This window comes from Tabrizicola sp. YIM 78059, from assembly GCF_004959785.1.
GTDB lineage: Bacteria > Pseudomonadota > Alphaproteobacteria > Rhodobacterales > Rhodobacteraceae > Tabrizicola > Tabrizicola caldifontis.
On record NZ_SJZH01000086.1, the window covers coordinates 1 to 302 of the forward strand.

Sequence of the window (302 nt, forward strand, 5' to 3'; positions counted from 1 at the left end):
AAGACCTTTGGGCACCTGTCGTATCGTGTGGCAACCCGTCGCCAGTCTTTCAGGCGCCCGAACATGGTCTCGATCCTGTTGCGGCGTTTGTAGCGGCGCTTGTCGTGTTTGACGGGCTTGCCGCGCGACTTCCGACCCGGAATGCAGGGCTTTATCCCCTTGTCTTTCAACGCTTCTCGGAACCAGTCGGCATCATAGCCGCGGTAGGCCAGCAACCACTCAGCCTTTGGCAGGCCGCCCAGCAGGGCCGCCGCGCCGGTATAGTCGCTGACCTGGCCCGCGGTCATGAAGAACCGGATCGG

General features: G+C 62.6%; 1 protein-coding gene. It reads right to left on the minus strand.

What is annotated here, in order from left to right; translation table 11 throughout:
• A partial coding sequence (locus EZM81_RS18155) for a transposase (RefSeq protein ID WP_169052413.1) occupies positions 1 to 302 on the minus strand: 302 nt, incomplete at both ends.